The following is a 17,395-nucleotide window of genomic DNA, read 5'->3' on the forward strand; positions in this document are numbered from 1 at the left end:
TTCATGATAAGGTCGAGACGGCGCGAACCGTCTCAACCTCTTCAACTTATTGAGTCATAGAAGCATCGAGCGCCTGGTTCAATGCCAGCACATTGACCACAGACTCGCCGAGAACGCCGAGCTCTCGCCGCTCTATGGCTGCCTTGACGACCGACTTGACCTTGGCCTCGTCCATGTTGCGAGCCTTGGCGACGCGCGGGACCTGGAAATAGGCGGCTTCGGGCGAGATGTCCGGGTCGAGACCGCTGCCCGAAGTGGTGAGCAGATCGATCGGAACCGGCGTATTCGGGTTCTGCGCCTGCAATGTCGCGGCATCCCCCTTGATACGCGTGATCAGGCTCGAATTGGTCGGGCCAAGATTGGAACCACCGGAATTGGCGGCATTATAGGGTGCGGAAACCGATTTGGTCGGGTCGTTCGGGTCAGCGCCGGTCGTAGCCGACGGGCGGCCGTGGAAATACTTATCCGCCGTGAAATTCTGGCCGATGAGGGTGGAGCCGATCACCTTACCGTCCTTCTCCACCAGGCTGCCATTGGCCTGGTGAGGAAAGAGCGCCTGAGCGACGCCGGTCATGGCAAGGGGATAAGCAAGGCCGGTCAGAACGGTCGTGGCGACGATCATGACGATGGCGGGTCTGATTTGTTTCAACATGAGAGAAACTCCTTAGGCGAGGCCGATGGCGGTGATCGCCATGTCGATGGCCTTGATGCCGATGAAGGGAACGATAATGCCGCCGAGGCCATAGATCAGCAGGTTGCGGCTGAGCAGCGCGCCGGCGCCGATCGGGCGGTACCGGACACCCTTCAGTGACAGCGGGATCAGTGCGACGATGATGAGCGCATTGAAGATGATGGCCGAGAGAATGGCGCTTTGCGGCGTTGCCAGCCCCATGACGTTCAGCATCTTCAGCTGCGGATAGAAGGCGATGAACATGGCCGGGATGATGGCGAAATACTTGGCGATGTCGTTGGCGATGGAGAAAGTGGTCAACGCACCGCGCGTCATCAGCAGCTGCTTGCCGATCTCGACGATCTCGATCAGCTTCGTCGGGTCGCTGTCGAGGTCGACCATGTTGCCGGCTTCGCGAGCGGCCACCGTGCCGGTGTTCATGGCAACGCCGACATCAGCCTGGGCGAGTGCGGGCGCATCGTTGGTGCCGTCGCCGCACATGGCGACCAGCTTGCCCTGTGCCTGCTCCTGACGCATCAGCGCCAGCTTCATTTCGGGCGTTGCCTGGGCGAGGAAGTCGTCGACGCCGGCTTCGGCGGCAATGGCGGCAGCCGTCAGCGGATTGTCGCCGGTGATCATCACGGTGCGGATGCCCATGCGGCGCAGTTCCGCAAAGCGTTCGCGGATACCGCCCTTGACGATGTCTTTCAGATGGATGACGCCGAGAAGACGGCCGTCACGGGCAACGGCGAGCGGCGTACCGCCGGCCTTGGCAATCTCATCCGCAATCGCCTGCAATTCGCGCAGCATTTCGCTTGACGAGCGCGACATGACGGCGGTGCCTTCCGTCACACCATTGGCCGCACCTTCGACATAGGCGACCACGGCATCGACGGCGCCCTTGCGGATCGAGGAACCGTCGAGATCGACACCGCTCATGCGGGTCTGGGCGGTAAAGGGAACGAAGGTCGCCTTCAGGCTCGTCATATCGCGCCCGCGGATCGCATATTTCTCCTTGGCAAGCACGACGATCGAGCGTCCTTCAGGCGTTTCGTCGGCAAGCGAGGCAAGCTGTGCGGCGTCGGCGAGGTCCTGCTCGCTCACACCCCGAACCGGGCGGAAGGCGGTTGCCTGACGGTTGCCGAGGGTTATCGTGCCGGTCTTGTCGAGAAGCAGTGTGTCGACGTCGCCGGCGGCTTCGACAGCGCGGCCGGACATGGCAAGCACGTTGAAGCGCACCAGACGGTCCATGCCGGCAATGCCGATCGCTGAAAGCAAAGCGCCAATCGTGGTCGGGATCAGCGTCACGAAGAGGGCAACGAGCACGACCGTCTGGATCGAACCGCCGGCATAGGCGGCAAAGCTCGGGATTGTGACGGTCGCCAGCACGAAGATCAGCGTCATGCCGGCCAGCAGGATGTTGAGCGCGATTTCGTTCGGCGTCTTCTGACGCTCGGCACCTTCGACCAGCGCGATCATGCGGTCGATGAAAGTCGAGCCTGCTGCCGCCGTAATGCGCACGCGTATCTCGTCCGACAGAACTTGCGTGCCGCCGGTTACAGCCGAGCGGTCGCCGCCCGATTCACGGATGACAGGCGCGGATTCGCCGGTGATGGCGGCTTCATTGACGGAAGCGACTCCTTCGATGACTTCACCGTCCGAGGGGATGATATCGCCGGCTTCGACCAGAACGATATCGCCGACCTTGAGGCTGGTGCCAGGCACCATCTTGTAGTCGGTGTGGCTGTTGCCGACGAGCAGCTTCGCCTGGGTTTCGGTGCGCGACTTGCGCAGCGAATCCGCCTGCGCCTTGCCGCGACCTTCGGCGACGGCTTCAGCGAAATTGGCAAACAGCACCGTGAACCAAAGCCAGATGTTGATCTGCAGCGAGAAGCCGAGATTGCCGCCGCCGGTGACGAGGTCGCGCAGGAAGAGAACGGTCGTCAGCATCGAAACGACGGCGACCACGAACATGACGGGGTTCTTGGCAAGCGTGCGCGGGTTCAACTTCTTGAACGAAGCGCCGATCGCCGGAATGAGGATGCGAGAATCCAGAATACTCGCTGATTTTAACTGGCTCATAAGAGGCTCCAGCGTGAAGAGGAAAACGTCAGATCGGAACGCTGCCGATCAGCCGATCAAAAATCCGAAGACGACAAGGCCGAGAAACAAGGCAACCATCGCCAGCAAAATGGCGTCGGACGCGCAGGTCGTTCCGGCCGGGCCACGCCCCCTATCGAAGGGGCGTGGATCGATGACTTTTCTAAGCTTGCCCAGAAGCGGTTGGCTCATGGCCGTCATTCCTCAAAAGGTCTGGCCTGCGATCATCGCGAGATGTTCGACGATCGGTCCGAGCGCCAGCGCCGGGAAGAAGGTCAGGCCGCCGACGATGAGGATCGTGCCGACCAGCAGGCCGACGAATAGCGGGCCATCCGTCGGGAAGGTCCCAGCCGAGGTAGGAACCGTCTTCTTGGCAATGAGCGAACCGGCGATCGCAAGGGCCGGAACGATGACCAGGAAGCGGCCGATCAGCATGACGATACCAAGCGTGGTGTTGTACCAGGGGGTATTGGCGGACAGACCGGCAAAGGCCGAGCCGTTATTTGCCGCCGCGGAACTGTAGGCATAGAGGATTTCAGAGAAACCATGCGGACCGGCATTGCCGATAGCGGCGACTGCCGATGGCAACACTGCGGAGATCGCAGTGAAGATCAGCATGCCGAAGGGGAGGCAAAGTACGGCGAGCATCGCCATCTTCACTTCCTTCGCTTCGATCTTCTTGCCGAGATATTCCGGCGTGCGCCCAACCATGAGGCCGGCGACGAAGATCGCAATGATGACGAACATCAGGATACCGTAGAAGCCGGCGCCGACGCCGCCGACGATGACTTCGCCGAGCTGCAGGTTGATGAGCGGAATCATACCGCCAATCGCCGTGAAGCTGCCCAGCATACCGTTGACTGCGCCGCAGGATGCCGCCGTGGTGATGACGGCGAAGAGCGAGGAGGCAGCAAGCCCAAAGCGGACTTCCTTGCCTTCCATATTGCCGCCCTGGATACCGAGCGCATGAACAAGCGGATTGCCTGCCGCTTCAGCCCAATAGGTGACGATCACGCCAGCGATGAACAGCGTGCCCATCGCAGCCAGGATCGCCCAGCCCTGCCGCTGGCTGCCGACCATACGCCCGAAGACGTTGGTCAGCGCCGCGCCGATGGCGAAGATCGCCAGCATCTGCAGAAGGTTGGAAATAGCGTCCGGATTTTCAAACGGATGCGCCGAATTGGCGTTGAAGAAGCCACCACCATTCGTGCCGAGCATCTTGATGGCAAGCTGCGAGGCAACGGGGCCAACGGCGATCGTCTGCTGCGCGCCTTCGAGCGTCGTGGCATTGACATAGGGGCCGAGCGTCTGCGGTACGCCGAGATAGACGAAAGCAATCGTCAGCACGATGCAGATCGGCAAGAGGACGTAGAGCGTCGCGCGGGTCATATCGACCCAGAAGTTGCCGATCGCCTTGCCCGAGGCACGCGCGAAAGCACGGATCAGCGCAATGGCGATGGCAATGCCGGTTGCCGCGGAAACGAAGTTCTGCACGGTCAGGCCCGCCATCTGCACGAGATAGGACATCGTGCTTTCGCCGCCGTAGTTCTGCCAATTGGTATTGGTGACGAAGCTCGTTGCCGTGTTGAAGGACAGTTCCGGGCCGACTGCGGTCATCCCGGCCGGATTATACGGCAGGCTGCCTTGCAGGCGCTGCAGCGCATAAAGAGCGAGAAAGCCGGCGAGGCTGAACAGCAGCATGGAAACCGAATAGGTCGTCCAGTGCTGCTCTTCGCGCTCATCCGTGCCGGCCAAACGATAAAGCCCCCGTTCCACAGGACGAAGGATGAAGGAGAGGAAGGTGCGCTCGCCGGTAAAGACACGCGTCATGTAACCGCCGAGCGGTTTGACGAGCAGGAGAAGGATCCCGATATAAATGAGGATCTGAAGCCATCCGTTGAAGGTCATGGAGGTAACTTTCCCTATCCAGCGCTATTAGAAGCGCTCGGGGCGAATGAGAGCGTAGACCAGGTAGACGGTGAGAAAGATCGTCACGCCGCCACCGAGAATGTAATCGAGAAGCATTGCCGTCTCTCCGACTAGAGGCTGTCGCAGGCCTTGGTATAGGCGACGCAAAGGAGGAAGAATAAAACGCCGATCCCGACAAGAAGAATGTCCATCATCGATCGCGATTCCTTGATTGTTATTGTTGAATGCAGAAATGACGGAGAGCGCCCTTACTCAGAGCGCCTCTTTTTCCTGCCGACCAGGAAGATCACTTGGGGTGCATCTTCCAAACGCAATATGCGACCGAACCGCATTAAGGTTCGAGACGGCGGAAAAGCTGAAGATATAAAAATCTTATAAATGCCGGGGCGGATGATGACGGCTTGCGAAGATGCTCATACGCCAATCCTATGCCGGGAGACAGTCCGGCGACTGGAAGCCCTGATCGATGACGACCAAGTCGATGGCAAACGGCGAATGGACAGCTTCATTAAAGTACCTGTCACCTTGGTCCGGCGCGCCTCCACCGGCCTCGTTCGCACATGAATGCGATCGGCGCTCAGGGCCGGACGATAACCTTGATCTCGCCGACCAATGGCCCGCTGCCGACCACGCTCGCCACCTCTTCAAGACCTATGGTCTTCGTGACGAGCGAATCCAGCTCCAGAATCCCGCTTGCCGCCATGGCGGCGGCGCGAGCGTGTGTGAAAGGATTGAGATAGGCCGGCCTGATCTCGACCTCATTGACGAGCAGATCGAACGGGAGGATGGGCACTTCGAGGCCTGCCGGCGTTACACCGAAGAGAACGAAAGCACCGCCGCGTCGCACCATCCGCACGCCGGTCTGAAGCGTTTCGGGGACTCCAGCGCATTCAATGACGAAATCCACGCCGCCGTGGGTCGCCTCCTTGACGGCAGCGACCGCATCGATCGCCGTCGGATCGAGGGCCTGCGTCGCCCCCAGCCGCAACGCCGCCTCACGTCTCGATTGCTGCCGGGTGACGAGGACGATCTGGTCCGCACCGGCCAAACGAGCTAGTTGGACCATGAGCAGACCGATGACCCCGCCGCCTAATATGGCGACGCTATCGCCCGGACGGATTTTCGCCTTATCGATGGCATGGATGCAGCAGGCGAGCGGCTCGCAAAAAGCGCCATGGACGGGGTCGAGATCCGGAGGCAGCGTGAACGCCTGACCGCAGGGAACCGCGACATATTCGGCAAAACCGCCATCGCGCGTCACGCCGATAGCCTGGAGGTTCGCGCAGAGATTCGGCCGTCCGCGCCGGCATGCGGGACATGTGCCACAAGCAATATTCGGGTCTATGGTGACGAGTTCGCCGCCCACGAAGGAGGTAACACCCTCGCCCACGTCTTCAACGAGGCCGCAGAATTCGTGACCCAGGGTTACCGGGATCGCCGTCGGATATTCGCCCCTATACATGTGCCGGTCGGATCCGCAGATGCCGGCGGCCAGAACCCGCACAACGATTTCTCCTGGTCCAGCGCTCGGCTTCTCGACCATGCGCATGGCCAATTCGCCGATCGCTTCCAAACGGACTGCCCTCATTCGCCTCCTCCAAGCATAAGGTTTGATGCCTTCGCTATCGCACCGCTCCCATCGGCACTCCAGCCCTCGTTGATGAGCGTAGCCGCTCCACAGCCAATACGCTAGATGTCCGAGCAAGTACCAAAGCACTCGCCCGAAAGTGTTCTCACGACGGTTTTGGAGGACTTAGAAAAGAATAGGTCTTTCGGACCGCGACCAAAATAAGGTCCGAATAAAAGCCGAGCCCTGCCTTGGAAAGCCTCATGCCTGTGCCGAGTCAGGCGATTGCCCCGGCTTCCGCCCGGGGCAATCTCCAACTGGCTTCAGTTCGGGCTCAATGCTGGCCTGTTCCCTGGATCGCCGAAAGCTTCCAATCCGAACCGGGCTTGCGCACGAAGGTCCACAGTTCCGTCGTCTCGGAGGGATTGCGGTCGTCGCCGTCCACAAGCTTTCCGGTCGTGCGATCCACCATCGCGTCGATGCTCGAGTAGCGCATGGCAAGTGTCGCGTATTCGGCGTCTCCCTCGCGCCAGGCCTCGGCGATATCGCCCTGAAGCAGGCGTACATCGGAAACGCTGTTGCGCACGCCACGCGTGGCGTTCTCGCCAAGCTCTTCGGCCAGATAAGACATCGCTTCGGGCGTGGTCAGCCGCCGGATGGCGGCATAATCCTCGGCGCCGTAGGCCGTTTGGATTTCGGTGAGCAGGTGCTCGAAACGATCGAGATCCGCCTGCTGCAGTCCGATCTCATCATTGGCTTCGCGCACCTTCGGCGCGGCCGCTGCTCCGCCGCCGATGGATGGGATGGAGAAGGAAGGACGCGACGATGCGCCGGTATTGTTCATCGGATTCATGCTATAGGGAGAACCTGATCCGGGTGCTGCATACTGCGTGCGCTGGCGGTTTGCGAAGAAGCGCATGGCGAAGCTGATGAGCAGCACGATCAAGCCGATCTGCAGCAGCATGCCGAGAAAGCCGATGCCGCCGCCGAAACCATGGCCGAGCATCATGCCGAGAAGACCGCCGGCGATCAACCCGCCGATCATCGATCCGCCAAAGCCGCCGAAAAGGCCCGGACGCTGCGGCGCGCCGAGCGGCGGCTGCGTCGTTGTCTGCTGCTGCGGACGCTGCGTCATCGACCGGTCGATCGGGGCAGCCTGCGTAGGCGCCGTCCGCGTTATGGCCGGGGTATCAAAGGTGCGCGTTCCGCGGCTTCCGAAGCCGCTGGATCCAGCCCGACGCGCGTCGGCGGCATCAAAGGTCGCTACGGACGAAGCGGCGGCAAGGACGACGATAGCTGCGATCTTGGCGAAACGCGGTACTGCACTGAACATTGGCTCTCCTGTCATAGGGCAGAAAGACGAATTTGCCTCTATATGGGGATGCCTGTTCGTGATTGTAAGGCTGCGATTTTAAGTTGACGAAATTTCGTATTTCAATCAAACTAATCTATCCGTATGCAGATGCATGGCCGCAAGGGTCTAAGACGATCCTAATCATCGCCCGCCCTTTCGATCAGACCATCATAGACTTCCATCATTGCATTGGTGATCGCCTGACCAAGTGCGTTGCCGGCCGCGCGGACATCATCGTCCGTGCCGTCCCTTGCCGCTCTTGCCAGTTCAAAACCCTCATTGCTGATGATCTGCTTTGCGACCTCGATGGCCCACAGCCCGAAATCGCCGCGGTTGTCTATCTTGATATCATGTTCCATTGCTCGTCCCATTCACCCATCGTGAGCCAGCCTCTATAGATCCAACCAGCGAAAAGCCACCCCCGATCGCACCGCGATGGTGGGCATCCATATAGGGAAAGGATGCGCCGAGCTCCCTCAAAGTCCGTCCATTTCGGGAGATTCGCGGGCTTCTGCGGATGCCCGTTGTCGCACTCTATCGGCTGCGTGAGCTGGGCTAGGCCTGGAAAATCACCCGCCAAAAACCCTCAAAATGGCGTCAATGCGTCGGAACCTGTGGAAATGCAGGCTTTCTCGGCCTTTCATGTCAGAACTCCTCGTGACATTGGGCATCTCCAATGGAAATGATTCCGCCGTTATCAATGCGGGGGAAGCCTCATGACCACTACCAATGAAATTGCAGACAAGATTGCCGCTGACCACAAGCTGACCAAGGCACAGGGCAAGGCAATCGTCGAAGCCGTCTTTGCCTCCATCACCGGAGCCGCGACTTCCGGCGCCGAAACCTCCATTCCAGGTTTTGGTAAGTTCAAGGTCAAGGATACGCCTGAGCGCGAAGCACGCAATCCCGGAACGGGTGCAACCATCAAGGTTGCCGCTTCGAAGAAGCTGACCTTCACGCCGGCCAAGGCGCTGAAGGATGCGCTCAACAAATAATACCTGCTCTGGCTTTCAAAGCCCGTAGGCTCCACGGCCGGCCCTATCCGCTAGGGCTGGTCGTTTGTCTGCCATACGAAGTGAATGCGCTCAGCTACAGGAACTTTCCTAATCGGCTTCGAAAGCCTTGGTTCGAACTCCCTGATCTGCGCCAAGCCCGGTCCTTCAGAAATTCCAATCTTCATCCTCGGTGGCGACCGCCTTGCCGATCACATAGGAGGAGCCGGAGCCCGAAAAGAAGTCGTGGTTTTCATCCGCATTCGGCGACAACGCCGAAAGAATGGCCGGATTGACCTTGCAGGCCTCGGCCGGGAACAGCGCCTCGTAACCAAGATTCATCAGCGCCTTGTTGGCATTGTAGTGCAGGAACCTCTTGACATCCTCGGTCAACCCGACGCCGTCATAGAGCGCTTCGGTATACTTGGCTTCATTATCATAAAGCTCCAGCAGCAGATCGAAGGCGAAATCCTTGATTTCCTGCCTGCGCTCTTCCGAAAGCCCTTCAAGTCCGCGCTGGAATTTGTAGCCGATGTAATAGCCATGCACGGCTTCATCACGGATGATGAGACGGATCATATCGGCTGTGTTGGTGAGCTTGGCACGGCTCGACCAGAACATCGGCAGATAGAAGCCGGAATAGAACAGGAAGCTTTCGAGGAAGACGATGGCGACCTTCTTCTTCAAGGGATCGCCCGAGGCATATTGTTCCATGATCAGCGTCGATTTCTTCTGCAGGAACTCGTTCTCCTCCGACCAGCGATAGGCGTCGTCGACATCGGGCGTCAGGCAGAGCGTCGAGAAGATCGACGAATAAGAGCGCGCGTGCACCGCTTCCATGAAGGAGATATTCGACAGCACCGCTTCTTCATGCGGGGTTACGGCATCGGCCATCAGCTTGACGGCGCCGACGCCGTTCTGGATCGTGTCGAGCAGCGTCAGGCCGGTGAAGACGCGGATGGTGAGCTGCTGCTCCTCGGGCTTGAGTGTCGCCCAGGATTGAATGTCGTTCGACAAGGGCACCTTTTCCGGCAGCCAGAAATTGCCGGTCAGGCGGTTCCAGACCTCAAGATCCTTGTCGTCCTCGATGCGGTTCCAGTTGATGGCGCGAACCCGGCTTGCCGGCTTGAATTGCATGTTCATTTTCATCGTCCCTCAAAGGTTCAGAGCGTGCAGGAAACGCAGCCTTGAACCTGCGTGCCTTCGAGCGCCATCTGGCGAAGCCGGATGTAGTAGATAGTCTTGATGCCCTTCTTCCAGGCATAGATCTGCGCCTTGTTGATATCGCGCGTGGTCGCGGTATCGCGGAAAAACAGCGTCAACGACAGGCCCTGATCGACATGCTGGGTGGCCGCGGCATAAGTGTCGATGATCTTTTCCGGGCCGATTTCATAGGCGTCCTGGTAATAGTCGAGATTGTCGTTCGTCATGAAGGCAGCCGGATAGTAGACGCGACCGATCTTGCCTTCCTTGCGGATCTCGATCTTGGAGACGATCGGGTGGATCGAGGAGGTCGAGTGGTTGATATAGGAGATCGAGCCTGTGGGAGGTACGGCCTGCAGGTTCTGGTTATACAGCCCGCCCTCCATGACGGCTCTTTTCAACGCGAGCCAATCTTCCTGCGTCGGGACGGTGATGCCGGCAGTTTCGAAGATTTCCGCGACGCGCTCGGTCGCCGGCTTCCATTCCCGGTTCGTATATTTGTCGAAATAGTCGCCGGAAGCGTATTTCGAATTCTCGAAGCCCTTGAAGCTTTGGCCGCGCTCGACAGCAAGCAGGTTCGAGGCGCGAATGGCGTGGTAGGTCACCGTGTAGAAATAGATGTTGGTGAAGTCGACGCCTTCTTCCGAACCGTAGAAAATGCGCTCGCGGGCGAGATAGCCGTGCAGGTTCATCTGGCCGAGGCCGATCGCATGGCTTTCGTCATTGCCCTTCTCGATCGAGGGTACGGAGGAGATATGGCTCATGTCGGAGACGGCGGTCAGCGCCCGGATCGACATCTCGATCGTCTTGCCGAAATTCGGGCTGTCCATTGCGGCAGCAATATTCAGAGAACCGAGATTACAGGAGATGTCCTTGCCCATATGCTTGTAGGAGAGGTCGTCGTTGTACTCGCTTGCTTCGCTGACCTGCAGAATTTCGGAGCATAGATTGCTCATGGTGATGCGGCCGGCAACCGGATTGGCGCGGTTCACCGTATCCTCGAACATGATGTAGGGATAGCCGCTCTCGAACTGGATTTCGGCGATCACCTGGAAGAATTCGCGTGCCTTGATCTTCTTCTTGCGGATGCGGCTGTCGGCGACCATCTCGCGATACTTTTCCGTCACCGAAATCTCGGTAAACGGCACGCCATAGACGCGCTCCACGTCATAAGGCGAGAAGAGATACATGTCCTCGTTGTTCTTCGCGAGTTCGAAGGTGATATCTGGAATGACCACGCCGAGCGACAGTGTCTTGATGCGGATCTTCTCGTCGGCATTTTCGCGCTTGGTATCGAGGAAGCGCATGATGTCGGGATGGTGAGCGTTCAGGTAGACGGCACCCGCGCCCTGCCGCGCCCCAAGCTGGTTGGCGTAGGAGAAGGAGTCTTCCAGTAGCTTCATGACAGGAATGATGCCGGACGACTGGTTCTCGATATGCTTGATCGGCGCACCGGCCTCACGGATGTTGGTGAGCGATAGTGCCACGCCACCGCCGCGTTTCGACAGCTGCAGAGCGGAATTGATGGCGCGGCCGATCGATTCCATATTGTCTTCGACACGCAGCAGGAAACATGAAACCAGTTCGCCACGCTGCTTCTTGCCGGCATTGAGGAAAGTCGGCGTTGCCGGCTGGAACCGGCCTGAGATGATCTCGTCGACCAGATCGCGCGCAATCTGCTCGCTGCCCTGCGCCAGCGTCAGCGCGACCATGCAGATGCGATCTTCATAACGTTCGAGATAGCGCTTTCCGTCAAAAGTCTTCAGCGTGTAGCTGGTGTAGTATTTGAAGGCGCCTAGGAAGGTCGGAAAACGGAATTTCTTCGCATAGGCGTGGTCGAAGAGATCGCGCACGAAATTGAAGGAATACTGATCCAGCACCTCCTGCTCGTAGTAGCCTTCCGTCACCAGATAATCGAGCTTTTCCCTGAGGTTATGGAAGAAGACCGTATTCTGGTTGACGTGCTGGAGGAAGTATTGCTTGGCCGCCATGCGGTCCTTGTCGAGCTGGATCTTTCCGTGCTCGTCATAGAGGTTCAACATGGCGTTCAGGGCGTAATAGTCCAATGCCGTTTCCGCGGCCTTCGTTGGCCGGTCGCTCATGTCTCGCGACAAAGAAGAGCTTAGCGTGTCCAAAATCGTTCCAATCCATGTCTGACATTGGCGACATCCTCATCCGTGCCCAGAAGTTCGAACCGATAGAGGTATGGTACCCGGCATTTGGCAGAGATGATGTCGCCGGCGATCCCGTAGGTCGCGCCGAAGTTGCTGTTGCCCGCGGCGATGACCCCGCGGATGTTCGAACGGTTGCCCGCATCGTTGAGGAAGCGGATCACCTGCTTGGGCACGGCCCCCTTGCCGCCTTCGCCGCAATAGGTCGGGACGATCAGGACGTAGGGCGAGGTCGCACGAAACTCGTCTCCCGCGGCAAGCGGAATACGAGCAGCCGGCAATGCGAGCTTGACAACGAAGCGATGGGTATTTTCCGACCGGCTGGAGAAATAGACGATCTCGCCCACCGCCCGGATCCTTAAGCGAGAGCGCTGATCATATCCGGACGGAAGCCGGCCCAATGCTGTTCACCGGCAACAACGACGGGAACCTGGCGGTAACCCAGACCCTGCACCAGTTCATAGGCAGCGGCATCGGTCGACACGTCGACGATGGTGTAGTCGATGCCTTGGCGATCAAGCGCGCGGGTCGTTGCTGTGCACTGGACGCAGGCGGGCTTGCTGTAGACGGTGATGCTCATGAGATATCCTCGTATGGATGGGCATGGAAAATCGCTCGGGCATCGGGTGATGCCCGCTCGTCGGGTGAAAAGTGGAGACAAACCTAGCCGGCGGCCGGACGCATTTGAGCGGCCGTCACTCGCGCTGGCGACTATGGATACTTAGGAACATGCACTTCACCCCGAAGTTATTCAGCGGGTCTTCGAGGAAGCGACGGGCGGCCATCATGCCGCATGATCATCGCTCGCCAGCAGGACACCCCGCCCGTGGACGCTATTGCTCAAGGCAGGTCTCCTGGCTCGCGGGTCGCAACATTCGTCTCGCCTTCCCAAGACACGAGGCCTCAGTGACGTCATCAAACGAATGCTCGCCGCTTACAGTTGCGGGGGCAGCTCCGGCTTGGCAAACATCATGTTCGCTGACCGGATTCCCATCTTAGCCTCCAATCCTTGCGAATCAGAAGAACCTTGAACACTAGATATAGTATCTTCAGTTAAAATTGCGTCAACTGCTTCGATGGCCTCAAGCAGATTTCCATGTTGATGGCTCTCGAACATCGCACCCGACGCGGGGGCTGAGGGATTGGCCAGAAGCAGCCTGAGCCTTTTCACCTGACACTGCTTTCGCGGATACGGTCGGCGAGATCGAGAAAATTCTGGCGCATGCGCCGCAATGTGAAATCGAGGCCGAACAACCGGCCCGCTTCGCTAAATCCCATCGACTGGGCGGCCTCGGAAGTCCGAAGGGTGCTGAACGCGGCGTCGAAGGCTTCGTCGCCTGCCGAAAGCACATCCGGATCGATCTCGCCGCCGGCGCGCAATGCCCTGCCGCATGCCTCCGCAAAGCGGGCTTGTGCCTCCAGAGTTCCGCCTGCCTGAGGTCCGATCGCTTCAACGATTGCCGGCGGGAAAGGCGTTTCCACGATGTGGCTGAGATAGGTCATGTCGTTGCGAATGCGCCAGAGCGAACGTGGGATAGCCTCCGAAATTCCCTGTCGCGTCAGCCAGAAGGCGCGCTCGCGCTGCGCATCGGTCAAAAGCGCTTCCGTCGCCATCAAGGATTGACGGAGCGCGATATTCGCATCCGTAGCCGATACCGGCTCACCCTTTTCGACCGCGGCTGCAAGCCTGCGCAAGATCTGCGCCATGACGTCGAGCGCCGACCCGAAGCGATCCAGCACTATCGTCCGTGAGCGCGTCGGCAGGATGAACAAGCTGGCGAGCACGCCAACGACACCGCCCAGGGTAATTTCGGCAATGCGATCGATCACGAAGATCCCGACGGGGACGGTGGCGGAATGGGTCAGCATGACGATCGCGGCTGTCAGTCCGGCATTGCGCAAACGAGGCACGCGCGCCGCCACGAAGCTCGCAAAGCCGACGGCGCAGATCAAGGCAACGCCAATCGCAAGCGGCTCCTGCGGCGTGAAGAACACGGCGATCCCCCCGAGAATGGCACCTGCGACCGTCGCAACCAGCCGGTCGAAAGCCGCTCCGGCGGTGGCACCCACCGATGCCTGCATGACGATCAACACGGTAAAGACCGCCCAATAGCCTTGCTGAAGGTGAAGAAGCTGGGAGACGGCATAGGTGATCGTGCAGGCGATCATAACCCTAAGCGCCTGCACTGCCGCACGCTTAGTCTGGATCAGCGACGTTTTGGGCGCTGATGGCGGCTGTCGTTGACGAGTTACAGGATCGGTCATCGCGCAAGTTTTCGCCTGGTATGCTGACAATTGCTGTCCGGGCCTTGCCCCTTCCCTACTGCCGCTAGTGAATGACCGCATGACCAACAATGGCAGTATTTGCGCGAATATGGAAGGCGCGCAGGCAATAGCAAGCGCGCCGTCAAGCCGTTGATCCACCATGCTCGCTGTACAAAGCACGCGCAGTCGCCCATGACAGGAGCGGGGATAAGATTTAGCTTCAAACCGTGGCGGAAGCCTCAGATGTCGGCGGCGTCTCCTCAACGAGCACCTGACGCAGCCGTGCCTCTTGTTCGGGCGATAGCGAGGTGCGCAGAAGTCGAGCATGCTCACCCTTGAATTCGGCAAGCACCTTTTCCGGTTGAACCTTGCGGATGAGGAGGAATAGCGCGGAACTCTTCACCGGGATGGTTTCCGCCAGCTTCTCGATAAGACCATCATCGATGCCGTAGTCCGCCAGCGATCCGGCCAAAGCGCCCGAACCCGCACCGATTGCGCCGCCAACGACGAGACCGGCCAGAGGATTGAGGAAAAGCAGCCCAACGAGTGACCCCCAGAGAGCCCCGGAAAGACCGCCGCTTGCGGCGGCGGCCGCCGTCAGATTGACACTCTGCTTCAGGCGAACCTTTCCGGATTCATCACGAACGGCGATAACGGCATCCTCCAGATCGATCAGATATTCCTTTTCGAGCTGAACAAGGCGGTTCAGCACAGCGTCCGCTTTATCGGCATCATCGAAACCAAGCACAACAAGTTCTGACATCGAAATCCTCCGGGTCGTGTTGTCGAAACGAAAAGTCGGGCATTAAGGCTCTTTAGAGCCGTTTCGCTTTTCTTCGAATCGCGAAAACGCTCTAGTGAACAGCCGTGCTGACCAATCGGTAAGGATGAGTAGCATTGAACTGCGAGATCATTGCGACAGCCTGTTGCAAAAGCCGTTCCGCATTTTCCGGATCATCGCGGGCAAGCTGATCTGCATTGACGCGGATGGCTTCCGCCATATTGGTGGACAGGATGGCGAATTGCTTGTTGCCTTCGACAAAGGCCTCGCGTGCATTGCCTTCCAGAGTCTTCGCGACATCGATGAGGATTTCCTCACGCTCTTCGACACTGAGGTCTTCGATCGTTTTTGTTCTTTCTTCCATTTGCTCACTCCTAACAGACGTGATTGTGACCGAGCTCATAAAGCCTCGGCTGCCACTCACTTAGGAAGGCGCAAATTCGTGTTCAAGGTTCCGTTTCACCCAACCCTTCGGTTTACAAAGCCGTAAGAAACCGCCAGTTCGGCGTCTGCCTGGTAAGTACGGAACAATGAAAGCGCCACGCGGTTTGATTGATGTGGCCGGCATCACTGCACCACGAAAGGCTCCAGGCGGCAGCGCTTTCGAAATGATGCGAGACTTTTCCGATCTGACGAACAGGATGAGCGAAATGACAGACACCAGACGCGACAATGGCAATTCGAAGGCCCAACATGACGTCACCCGCAATCGCGTAGGATCAGTTCCCGCCGACCAGACCAAAGGTGAGATCGATGCGGCGTCGGAACACGTCAAAGAGCGCGCTCCTGACGACGTGCCCAATATCGAAGCGGAAAAAGAAGCCGTCCGCCAGCATGGCGATGCCTTCGTCGTGAAGAGCGATCTTGAAGACGCGGACCAGCGTGAGGCGGCACCTGGCACTCGCGAACAACCATAGGTCCTTCATCGGGTGATCTCAGCTTCACTCCATCCCCTTGCAATCGAAACCAGGAGATAATCATGACCGATATCGACGAGAACGCGCGCGTCTGGGAACTGGTCGACAAAATCGGCTTTTGCATGCTGACCACGCAAATATCCGGCAGCCTGCGCGCACGGCCGATGGCTGCACATCCAGAACCGATTGAAAACGCGATTTATTTCCTGACGGATGTCGGGGGCCACAAGGATGAAGAGATCGCCCGCTGGCCGAATGTCTGCCTCGCTTTTGCCGACACCAGGGGTCAGAAATATGTCTCGATATCTGGGACGGCTGAAGTCAGCAATGACCGCGAACGCGTCAGAGATCTCTGGTCCACGGGAGCTAGAGCCTGGTGGGAGAGCGCCGACGATCCGTCGATCCGCGTTTTGAAGGTAACGCCTATCTTCGCCGAATATTGGGATAGCCCCGGTAGCATCATCAGCTACATCAAGATGGCGGCCGCCGCAGTCTCGAATACAAGACCCGACATGGGCGACAACGTGAAGGTCGAGCTTTAGCCTTTAACTGCAGCCATGCCGCACATATGTGGCGGCATGGCTGCATTGAGCCCTAAGAAGGCGCGAATGGCTATTCCTCCCATTCCTCGTCATCGGAGGAAAGCAGATCCACCAGCGCTGCCACCTTGCCGGCGGGCAGATGGCGGCCTTCGCCGATCAAAGCCTCATCGCTGTTAACCCAAGCCCATGCCTCGGACAATTCCGTCGGCGTTGCGCCCGTCGCAACGATATCGGCGATAAGGGCCTCGTCGACAGGGCCGAGTACCGCTGTGACGTCTCGCGAGGTCAATGTCATGTCCTGCTCCTCTTCCTGTTTGTCAGACCATGATCATTCCTAAAATATAGAAACGTGAAGATGAACTTCCACCCGCTGCCGGACAGAAGCGATATCAAAAAACCCCATTAATCCATTGAAATATCTACAATACTCACAAAAGAAAATCTATCCAAAAAGCTCTTTTGCAATCTTGAAAACGCGTGGGATCAAAGCGCCGTTGTGCGGGAACCGTCCCCCTAGCGGCAATTCTGGATGCCAAAGGCCATCATGCTGCCGCAAAGCACCAAGTCGCAGAATCCGTCGTCTGGATACCGACTCAAGATCGCATGAGGCGTGAGTTGTTAAAATATCGGGCCGGCTCCGCCGTTCTTCAGCGTGAAATAAGCGAAGGCTGCTACAAAAAAAGCAATAACGGCTAGGACCGCCAGCAAGCGCTTGAGCCAGGGAGGCGTTTGTCTCGGCGGTTTCGGCTTCGGACGGCGTTCAAACTTGATGACATTATCGGACATGACAATCGATTAGCGAAGATCAAACGGTTTGCCAATCCGGCACAAACGTCACGGATGCGATGCTTCCGCCATCGGCCAGACAAAATGCTCTGTTTACCCACACTCTCAATCTTGTCCG

Annotated in this window: 20 protein-coding genes and 1 riboswitch; of the genes, 4 read left to right on the forward strand and 16 right to left on the reverse strand. The window is 58.5% G+C overall.

Annotated elements, in window-relative coordinates; all coding sequences use genetic code 11:
• Window positions 1-46: 46 nt before the first annotated feature.
• The 5 genes from ACYJRZ_RS16880 to kdpF are packed head-to-tail and all read right to left on the reverse strand — an operon-like array spanning window position 47 to window position 4,795.
• Window positions 47-652 (reverse strand): K(+)-transporting ATPase subunit C, encoded by a 606-nt coding sequence (locus tag ACYJRZ_RS16880; protein WP_459460754.1) that lies wholly within the window; start codon window positions 650-652, stop codon window positions 47-49.
• 12 nt (window positions 653-664) lie between these two features.
• On the reverse strand, window positions 665-2,752 hold the full coding sequence (gene kdpB, locus ACYJRZ_RS16885) for a potassium-transporting ATPase subunit KdpB (RefSeq protein WP_459460756.1): 2,088 nt from the start codon (window positions 2,750-2,752) through the stop codon (window positions 665-667).
• A gap of 48 nt (window positions 2,753-2,800) precedes the next feature.
• Window positions 2,801-2,962, reverse strand: coding sequence for a hypothetical protein (locus tag ACYJRZ_RS16890; RefSeq protein WP_162747771.1), 162 nt, complete (start codon window positions 2,960-2,962; stop codon window positions 2,801-2,803).
• Between the two features lie 12 nt (window positions 2,963-2,974).
• The gene (gene kdpA, locus ACYJRZ_RS16895; RefSeq protein ID WP_459460758.1) at window positions 2,975-4,678 is read right to left on the reverse strand and encodes a potassium-transporting ATPase subunit KdpA; all 1,704 of its coding nucleotides are present in this window, start codon (window positions 4,676-4,678) and stop codon (window positions 2,975-2,977) included.
• 27 nt (window positions 4,679-4,705) lie between these two features.
• Complete coding sequence (gene kdpF / locus ACYJRZ_RS16900) at window positions 4,706-4,795, reverse strand: K(+)-transporting ATPase subunit F (RefSeq protein WP_041678183.1); 90 nt, start codon at window positions 4,793-4,795, stop codon at window positions 4,706-4,708.
• A gap of 87 nt (window positions 4,796-4,882) precedes the next feature.
• On the opposite strand from kdpF, the gene ACYJRZ_RS16905 reads away from it, so the two are divergent.
• Window positions 4,883-5,077 (forward strand): hypothetical protein, encoded by a 195-nt coding sequence (locus ACYJRZ_RS16905; RefSeq protein WP_459460761.1) that lies wholly within the window; start codon window positions 4,883-4,885, stop codon window positions 5,075-5,077.
• A gap of 199 nt (window positions 5,078-5,276) precedes the next feature.
• Here the strand turns inward: ACYJRZ_RS16905 and ACYJRZ_RS16910 are convergent, their stop codons facing one another.
• The 3 genes from ACYJRZ_RS16910 to ACYJRZ_RS16920 all read right to left on the reverse strand — a co-directional run bounded on the left by ACYJRZ_RS16910 (window position 5,277) and on the right by ACYJRZ_RS16920 (window position 7,979).
• Complete coding sequence (locus ACYJRZ_RS16910) at window positions 5,277-6,287, reverse strand: zinc-dependent alcohol dehydrogenase family protein (protein WP_459460763.1); 1,011 nt, start codon at window positions 6,285-6,287, stop codon at window positions 5,277-5,279.
• 313 nt (window positions 6,288-6,600) lie between these two features.
• On the reverse strand, window positions 6,601-7,599 hold the full coding sequence (locus ACYJRZ_RS16915) for a Tim44 domain-containing protein (RefSeq protein WP_459460764.1): 999 nt from the start codon (window positions 7,597-7,599) through the stop codon (window positions 6,601-6,603).
• 158 nt (window positions 7,600-7,757) lie between these two features.
• A complete protein-coding gene (locus ACYJRZ_RS16920) occupies window positions 7,758-7,979 on the reverse strand; it encodes a hypothetical protein (RefSeq protein WP_459460766.1) in 222 nt (73 codons plus the stop codon).
• 357 nt (window positions 7,980-8,336) lie between these two features.
• On the opposite strand from ACYJRZ_RS16920, the gene ACYJRZ_RS16925 reads away from it, so the two are divergent.
• Window positions 8,337-8,615 carry an HU family DNA-binding protein gene (locus ACYJRZ_RS16925; RefSeq protein WP_459460768.1) on the forward strand — a complete coding sequence of 93 codons (279 nt, stop codon included), beginning with the start codon at window positions 8,337-8,339 and terminating at the stop codon, window positions 8,613-8,615.
• Between the two features lie 165 nt (window positions 8,616-8,780).
• On the opposite strand, the gene nrdF is transcribed toward ACYJRZ_RS16925, so the two are convergent.
• The 7 genes from nrdF to ACYJRZ_RS16960 all read right to left on the reverse strand — a co-directional run bounded on the left by nrdF (window position 8,781) and on the right by ACYJRZ_RS16960 (window position 15,396).
• Window positions 8,781-9,755, reverse strand: a complete 975-nt coding sequence (gene nrdF, locus ACYJRZ_RS16930; protein WP_459460770.1) for a class 1b ribonucleoside-diphosphate reductase subunit beta — start codon at window positions 9,753-9,755, stop codon at window positions 8,781-8,783.
• A gap of 20 nt (window positions 9,756-9,775) precedes the next feature.
• Complete coding sequence (gene nrdE / locus ACYJRZ_RS16935) at window positions 9,776-11,917, reverse strand: class 1b ribonucleoside-diphosphate reductase subunit alpha (protein WP_459460772.1); 2,142 nt, start codon at window positions 11,915-11,917, stop codon at window positions 9,776-9,778.
• 20 nt (window positions 11,918-11,937) lie between these two features.
• The gene (nrdI, locus tag ACYJRZ_RS16940) at window positions 11,938-12,333 is read right to left on the reverse strand and encodes a class Ib ribonucleoside-diphosphate reductase assembly flavoprotein NrdI (RefSeq protein ID WP_459460774.1); all 396 of its coding nucleotides are present in this window, start codon (window positions 12,331-12,333) and stop codon (window positions 11,938-11,940) included.
• 11 nt (window positions 12,334-12,344) lie between these two features.
• A complete protein-coding gene (gene nrdH, locus ACYJRZ_RS16945) occupies window positions 12,345-12,566 on the reverse strand; it encodes a glutaredoxin-like protein NrdH (RefSeq protein ID WP_113350929.1) in 222 nt (73 codons plus the stop codon).
• A gap of 247 nt (window positions 12,567-12,813) precedes the next feature.
• A riboswitch (cobalamin riboswitch) is annotated at window positions 12,814-13,031 on the reverse strand.
• 122 nt (window positions 13,032-13,153) lie between these two features.
• Complete coding sequence (locus ACYJRZ_RS16950; RefSeq protein ID WP_459460776.1) at window positions 13,154-14,251, reverse strand: FUSC family protein; 1,098 nt, start codon at window positions 14,249-14,251, stop codon at window positions 13,154-13,156.
• Window positions 14,252-14,471: 220 nt separating this feature from the next.
• Window positions 14,472-15,014, reverse strand: a complete 543-nt coding sequence (locus ACYJRZ_RS16955) for a DUF1269 domain-containing protein (protein ID WP_459460778.1) — start codon at window positions 15,012-15,014, stop codon at window positions 14,472-14,474.
• Between the two features lie 91 nt (window positions 15,015-15,105).
• Window positions 15,106-15,396, reverse strand: a complete 291-nt coding sequence (locus tag ACYJRZ_RS16960; protein WP_459460780.1) for a hypothetical protein — start codon at window positions 15,394-15,396, stop codon at window positions 15,106-15,108.
• A 277-nt stretch (window positions 15,397-15,673) separates the two neighbouring features.
• On the opposite strand from ACYJRZ_RS16960, the gene ACYJRZ_RS16965 reads away from it, so the two are divergent.
• Together ACYJRZ_RS16965 and ACYJRZ_RS16970 are read left to right on the forward strand one after the other, a co-directional pair.
• A complete protein-coding gene (locus ACYJRZ_RS16965) occupies window positions 15,674-15,949 on the forward strand; it encodes a hypothetical protein (protein WP_459460782.1) in 276 nt (91 codons plus the stop codon).
• A gap of 62 nt (window positions 15,950-16,011) precedes the next feature.
• Window positions 16,012-16,491 carry a pyridoxamine 5'-phosphate oxidase family protein gene (locus tag ACYJRZ_RS16970; protein WP_459460784.1) on the forward strand — a complete coding sequence of 160 codons (480 nt, stop codon included), beginning with the start codon at window positions 16,012-16,014 and terminating at the stop codon, window positions 16,489-16,491.
• A gap of 70 nt (window positions 16,492-16,561) precedes the next feature.
• On the opposite strand, the gene ACYJRZ_RS16975 is transcribed toward ACYJRZ_RS16970, so the two are convergent.
• Window positions 16,562-16,786, reverse strand: coding sequence for a hypothetical protein (locus tag ACYJRZ_RS16975; RefSeq protein WP_459460786.1), 225 nt, complete (start codon window positions 16,784-16,786; stop codon window positions 16,562-16,564).
• Between the last annotated feature and the right edge of the window lie 609 nt (window positions 16,787-17,395).

The organism is Rhizobium sp. No.120 (genome assembly GCF_054558365.1).

What these genes read in the sequence shown, in the direction of transcription:
- ACYJRZ_RS16880 (WP_459460754.1), bottom strand. Translation starts at nt 652, where the DNA reads ATGTTGAAACAAATCAGACCCGCCATCGTCATGATCGTCGCCACGACC.
- kdpB (WP_459460756.1), bottom strand. Translation starts at nt 2,752, where the DNA reads ATGAGCCAGTTAAAATCAGCGAGTATTCTGGATTCTCGCATCCTCATT.
- ACYJRZ_RS16890 (WP_162747771.1), bottom strand. Translation starts at nt 2,962, where the DNA reads ATGAGCCAACCGCTTCTGGGCAAGCTTAGAAAAGTCATCGATCCACGC.
- kdpA (WP_459460758.1), bottom strand. Translation starts at nt 4,678, where the DNA reads ATGACCTTCAACGGATGGCTTCAGATCCTCATTTATATCGGGATCCTT.
- kdpF (WP_041678183.1), bottom strand. Translation starts at nt 4,795, where the DNA reads ATGCTTCTCGATTACATTCTCGGTGGCGGCGTGACGATCTTTCTCACC.
- ACYJRZ_RS16905 (WP_459460761.1), top strand. Translation starts at nt 4,883, where the DNA reads ATGTCCATCATCGATCGCGATTCCTTGATTGTTATTGTTGAATGCAGA.
- ACYJRZ_RS16910 (WP_459460763.1), bottom strand. Translation starts at nt 6,287, where the DNA reads ATGAGGGCAGTCCGTTTGGAAGCGATCGGCGAATTGGCCATGCGCATG.
- ACYJRZ_RS16915 (WP_459460764.1), bottom strand. Translation starts at nt 7,599, where the DNA reads ATGTTCAGTGCAGTACCGCGTTTCGCCAAGATCGCAGCTATCGTCGTC.
- ACYJRZ_RS16920 (WP_459460766.1), bottom strand. Translation starts at nt 7,979, where the DNA reads ATGGAACATGATATCAAGATAGACAACCGCGGCGATTTCGGGCTGTGG.
- ACYJRZ_RS16925 (WP_459460768.1), top strand. Translation starts at nt 8,337, where the DNA reads ATGACCACTACCAATGAAATTGCAGACAAGATTGCCGCTGACCACAAG.
- nrdF (WP_459460770.1), bottom strand. Translation starts at nt 9,755, where the DNA reads ATGAACATGCAATTCAAGCCGGCAAGCCGGGTTCGCGCCATCAACTGG.
- nrdE (WP_459460772.1), bottom strand. Translation starts at nt 11,917, where the DNA reads ATGAGCGACCGGCCAACGAAGGCCGCGGAAACGGCATTGGACTATTAC.
- nrdH (WP_113350929.1), bottom strand. Translation starts at nt 12,566, where the DNA reads ATGAGCATCACCGTCTACAGCAAGCCCGCCTGCGTCCAGTGCACAGCA.
- ACYJRZ_RS16950 (WP_459460776.1), bottom strand. Translation starts at nt 14,251, where the DNA reads ATGACCGATCCTGTAACTCGTCAACGACAGCCGCCATCAGCGCCCAAA.
- ACYJRZ_RS16955 (WP_459460778.1), bottom strand. Translation starts at nt 15,014, where the DNA reads ATGTCAGAACTTGTTGTGCTTGGTTTCGATGATGCCGATAAAGCGGAC.
- ACYJRZ_RS16960 (WP_459460780.1), bottom strand. Translation starts at nt 15,396, where the DNA reads ATGGAAGAAAGAACAAAAACGATCGAAGACCTCAGTGTCGAAGAGCGT.
- ACYJRZ_RS16965 (WP_459460782.1), top strand. Translation starts at nt 15,674, where the DNA reads ATGAGCGAAATGACAGACACCAGACGCGACAATGGCAATTCGAAGGCC.
- ACYJRZ_RS16970 (WP_459460784.1), top strand. Translation starts at nt 16,012, where the DNA reads ATGACCGATATCGACGAGAACGCGCGCGTCTGGGAACTGGTCGACAAA.
- ACYJRZ_RS16975 (WP_459460786.1), bottom strand. Translation starts at nt 16,786, where the DNA reads ATGACATTGACCTCGCGAGACGTCACAGCGGTACTCGGCCCTGTCGAC.